This is a genomic window from Pseudochrobactrum sp. AO18b (assembly GCF_000409565.1).
GTDB classification, from domain to species: domain Bacteria; phylum Pseudomonadota; class Alphaproteobacteria; order Rhizobiales; family Rhizobiaceae; genus Pseudochrobactrum; species Pseudochrobactrum saccharolyticum.
Window position 1 is genome coordinate 1 of record NZ_ANNO01000410.1, and the last position, 4,599, is coordinate 4,599.

Genomic DNA, 4,599 nt, shown 5'->3' on the forward strand with positions numbered 1-4,599 from the left:
GTTTGTGCCACCAGCCGCGGCCGCAGCCAGACATTTCCGAATGCCTGTGTCGCGCGCAATGCCGGTTATGAAAATATGCGCAACGGAGCCTGCCGTTAACTCCGTCTTACCGCTTGTAAAATATACAAGATTTAAAGCTGCGATATGGGCTTATAATATCGCAGCTCTTCTTTGAATATTTTCGGCTGGTGACAGACAGGATGATATACGGATTGCATGAAGCAAAACGTCTGCTGAAATACTCCGTTATCCGTGCAGGGCTGGATGCGATCTCCGCGCTGCATCTGGGTAAAATCCTGCCGTCTGCTGCTCAAAACGGCCTGATTTTTACGCTGCATCATGTACGGCCGGAAAACGCCGCGCAGCATTTCTCGCCTAATGCAATTCTCTCGGTCACGCCGCAATTTCTGGAACAGGCGATACAGGAAGTTCTGCAGGCAGGAATGATCCCTGTGCATGTGCATGATTTGCCGGAGCTGCTGGCGAATAATCCTGAAAATAAGCGCTATGTCTGTTTTACGCTGGATGACGGCTACCGGAATAATGCGGATTACGCTGCTCCGATATTCAGGCGTTATAATATCCCCTATACAATTTACATCACGTCGGGCTTTGCAGAACGTAAGAATATTCTGTGGTGGGAAGTTATTGAACAAATCCTGCGTGACAAAGACAGTCTGACATTTGATTTCGGCGCAGGCGCCAAAACCTTGCCGTTAAAAACGCGATGGGAGAAGACAAAGGCTTTTGCCCGCTTCGCCTGTTATGTCGACAGTCATGATGAAGATGAAGCGGTGAGCCATATTGCGGATCTCGCTGCGCAGAGCGGCATTGACCCGTTACGCCTTACGCGTGATCTGACGATGGACGTGTCGGAATTGCGGGTCTTGCAGGAGTGTGACAACGGGTTGGTGCATTTTGGTGCGCATACGGTGAGCCATATTAATCTCAGCCGCGTTGATCGTCAGCGTATGAAATATGAGATTGAAACATCCGCACAATGGCTGAAAGATGAATTGGGCGTGGCTCCGCAATCATTTTCCTATCCATATGGGTGGAAGACCGCGGTGAGTGAAAATACTTTTGCTGCGGCGCGTGAGTCGGACTTTGCAGTGGCTGTGACAACGCAACCCGCGATGCTGAATGCAGCTTGTTTGCAGCATCCGCAATCATTTCCGCGCGTATCATTAAACGGCTATTTTCAGAAAAAGCGCTATGTCAGGGCACTTATTTCCGGCATTCCCTTTATAAACACATGATAATTTAGAGATAGCCGCATTATGAATATTTATGATGTGCTCTATCAAAATTATAAATTTAATTATGGCGCATTAAAAAGTTAAGCTTCTTACAAAGAAGCAGCAATCTGATTGCAAACTTCTTGGGATTCCCGAACAGGGTAGCCATGAGAGTTCATACGGGGGCATGATTATCATGGTGTCGCCGATTGCCAGCAAGCGCAGGCATCGGCGACAATAATCCCGAAATTGCTTTCGGGATCACCAATTTCATAACATCAAACGGTCAGTTCAATACGGTTGCCATCCTTGTCGAAGCAATGGAGGGCGGATTTTGCTGCACTGACTTTCAGCACTTCACCACTTGCAATCGTGCTGCGTCCGGCAACGCTGAAGATGATGGCTGTGTCATCTGCAAGACGGGCATGGACATAGCTTTCCGCACCCACGAGTTCGACGGCATCAACAGTCACATCCGTGGTGAAGGCCGCATTTTCTGTGCCAAGCATAAAGCCTTCCGGACGCACGCCGACAGTTGCAGTGCCGGCCGGTACAACCGAGCTGAGCTGCTGCATCCATGGTGCATCTTTGCCGGAAGCATCTTTGCAGGACAGCAGGTTCATCGACGGCGAACCGATGAAAGTTGCAACAAAGGTTGTTGCAGGCTTTTCATAAAGCTCGATCGGTGTGCCGACCTGCTCAATATGACCGGCATTGAGCACCACCAGACGATCGGCCAGTGTCATGGCTTCCATCTGGTCATGGGTTACGTAAACGCTTGTCACGCCGAGGGAACGCTGCAGACGCTTGATTTCCACGCGCATATGCACGCGCAGCTTGGCATCCAGATTGGAGAGCGGCTCGTCAAACAGGAACGCAGCAGGCTCACGTACAATCGCACGACCCATGGCAACGCGCTGACGCTGACCACCGGAAAGCTGGCGCGGTTTACGCTCCAGAAACTGCTCGATTTCCAGTGCCTTGGCGGCTTTGGTAATGCGCTGTTCAATCTCGGCTTTTGGCGTGTTGCGGTTCTTCAGACCATAGGCCAGATTCTGACGCACAGTCATATGCGGATAGAGCGCATAATTCTGGAACACCATCGCAATATCGCGTTCTGCCGGTTCCAGCTCATTGACCACGCGGTCAGCGATTGAGACAGTACCGGAAGTAATGCTTTCCAGACCGGCAATCATGCGCAGCAAAGTGGATTTGCCGCAGCCGGAAGGGCCGACCAGAACAACCAATTCACCATCGGCGATTTCCAGCGAGATGCCTTTAATGGTCTCGACATGACCGCCATAGACTTTTTTTACATTTTGAAGAGAAATGCGGGCCATTATTTTTCCGTTTCAACAAGACCTTTGACGAACCATCGCTGCATCAGAACCACGACGATGATCGGAGGGATGATCGCAAGGATCGTTGTCACCATCACAAAATGCCATGGTGTTGCGGCATCGGCGAAGTCCACCATTTTGCGCAATGCGATGATGATTGTGTTCATCTTTGCATCATTGGTGACCAGCAGAGGCCAGAGATATTGTGTCCATCCGAAAATGAACAGAATAACAAAAAGTGCTGCAATATTGGTTTTGGACAGCGGCAGCAGAATGTCTTTCATAAAGCGCCACGGTCCGGCATTATCGATGCGGGCTGCTTCCACAAGCTCTCCCGGAATAGTCAGGAAGAACTGGCGGAACAGGAATGTCGCCGTTGCTGAAGCCATTAATGGCAATGTCAGACCGGCATAAGTATCGATCAGTCCGAGATCCACGATCACTTTATAGGTCGGCAGAATACGCACTTCCACCGGCAGCATCAGCGTGATGAAGATCATCCAGAAGAACACCATGCGGAAGCGGAAGTTGAAAAACACAATCGCAAAAGCAGAGGTGAAAGAAATGATGATCTTACCGATGGCAATCGCCAGCGCTACAACTGTCGAGTTGAACAGCAGACGTTCAAGGCTCACACCTACGGTGCGTTCGACACCGCCGGTCATCGCATCACGGTAGTTTTCGATAAAGTGGTCACCCGGCCAGAGCGGGATCGGAGGGCGGAGGATTTCCGCCGACGTCATGGTTGAAGCCACAAATGTATAATAAATCGGGAAGGCAACAATGATGATGCCGATAATCAGCGCCAGATGGCTGATTGCGATAGTAACAGGATTACGTTCAATCATTGTCTGACCTCAGGAATAATGCACGCGCTTTTCAACAAAGCGGAACTGGAACGCCGTAAGGGCAATAACGATCACCATCAGCACCACGGACTGTGCTGCAGAGGAGCCGAGGTTCAGATTGACGAAACCGTCATTATACACTTTGTAGACCAGAGTTTCGGTGGACTTGGCAGGGCCGCCTCCGGTAACCGCATGGATGATACCGAATGTGTCGAAGAACGCATAAACAGTATTCACAACCAGCAGGAAGAACGTGGTCGGTGCCAGAAGCGGGAAGGTGATCGACCAGAACCGTTTGACACCGCGTGCGCCGTCAATGGCCGCTGCTTCCAGCAGGGATTTCGGGATTGCCTGAAGACCGGCAACGAAGAACAGGAAATTATAGCTGATCTGTTTCCACGAGGCGGCAAAGATAACCAGTGCCATCGCCTGATCGCCTTTCAGTAGCGGATCCCAGTCAAAACCGGCATTGCGCAGCAGATAGGCCAGTGTTCCCATCGCGGGCGAAAACATGAACAGCCACAAAATACCGGCAATGGCTGGTGCCACGGCATAAGGCCAGATCAGCAGGGTGCGGTACAGATTTTTACTGCGCACGACTTTTTCCGCAGCGGTTGCCAGAAACAGGGCAACAGCCATCGACAGCAAAGCAGTCGCAATACTGAAGAAGATCGTAATCTGGAAAGAATGCAGATAATTCGGATCGGCGAACAAGGCCTGAAAATTTTTCAAACCGACAAAAGCGCTGCGCAGACCAAACGGATCTTCACGCATCATCGACTGATAAATAGCCTGACTGGCCGGCCAGAAAAAGAACACGAATGTGAGTATGAGCTGCGGCGCAACTAATAAATAGGGTAGCACCTTGTTGGGAAAAACAACACGCTGCACAAAGATCTCCTTCAAATTGCAGCGCCACACACCGAAAAGGTGCTGAAGGGGCACAGCAAGATTTTTGAAATGTTACACAATTTCTGATGCTCTTGGCAGGCAGAGACTGTGCTGTCAGTTCAGAGCATTTCTGTCCTGCGCGGACATCATGAAATACTCTGCCTGATCGTTTTACACGCTTCCGGAGACGGTAAGACTTTTCCGGAATGTGCCCTGACATATAAGCCAATCCTCAACGCAATCCTGAAGATGGGTTTATATGCAGAGTGAAGAAAACCCCGC

The 4,599-nt window shown here is 50.4% G+C and carries 4 protein-coding genes; 1 reads left to right on the forward strand and 3 read right to left on the reverse strand.

The genetic code is table 11. The features are described 5' to 3' along the window. The first annotated feature begins 212 nt into the window (after window positions 1-212). Window positions 213-1,259 carry a polysaccharide deacetylase family protein gene (locus A918_RS0115765; RefSeq protein ID WP_022711985.1) on the forward strand — a complete coding sequence of 349 codons (1,047 nt, stop codon included), beginning with the start codon at window positions 213-215 and terminating at the stop codon, window positions 1,257-1,259. Between the two features lie 257 nt (window positions 1,260-1,516). Here the strand turns inward: A918_RS0115765 and A918_RS0115770 are convergent, their stop codons facing one another. The 3 genes from A918_RS0115770 to ugpA are packed head-to-tail and all read right to left on the reverse strand — an operon-like array spanning window position 1,517 to window position 4,317. Continuing rightward, window positions 1,517-2,578: a sn-glycerol-3-phosphate import ATP-binding protein UgpC gene (locus A918_RS0115770; RefSeq protein ID WP_022711986.1), complete on the reverse strand. Its 1,062-nt coding sequence runs from the start codon at window positions 2,576-2,578 to the stop codon at window positions 1,517-1,519. Beyond that, entirely contained in the window at window positions 2,578-3,426 is an 849-nt protein-coding gene (ugpE, locus tag A918_RS0115775) for a sn-glycerol-3-phosphate ABC transporter permease UgpE (RefSeq protein WP_022711987.1), read from the reverse strand. Before ugpE ends, A918_RS0115770 begins: the two co-directional genes overlap by 1 nt. A 9-nt stretch (window positions 3,427-3,435) precedes the next feature. Next, window positions 3,436-4,317 carry a sn-glycerol-3-phosphate ABC transporter permease UgpA gene (gene ugpA / locus A918_RS0115780; protein WP_028233882.1) on the reverse strand — a complete coding sequence of 294 codons (882 nt, stop codon included), beginning with the start codon at window positions 4,315-4,317 and terminating at the stop codon, window positions 3,436-3,438. Window positions 4,318-4,599 lie beyond the last annotated feature (282 nt).

Bases quoted from the DNA above. Each gene is read 5' to 3' on its own strand.
- A918_RS0115770 (WP_022711986.1), bottom strand. From the start codon at position 2,578: ATGGCCCGCATTTCTCTTCAAAATGTAAAAAAAGTCTATGGCGGTCAT.
- ugpE (WP_022711987.1), bottom strand. From the start codon at position 3,426: ATGATTGAACGTAATCCTGTTACTATCGCAATCAGCCATCTGGCGCTG.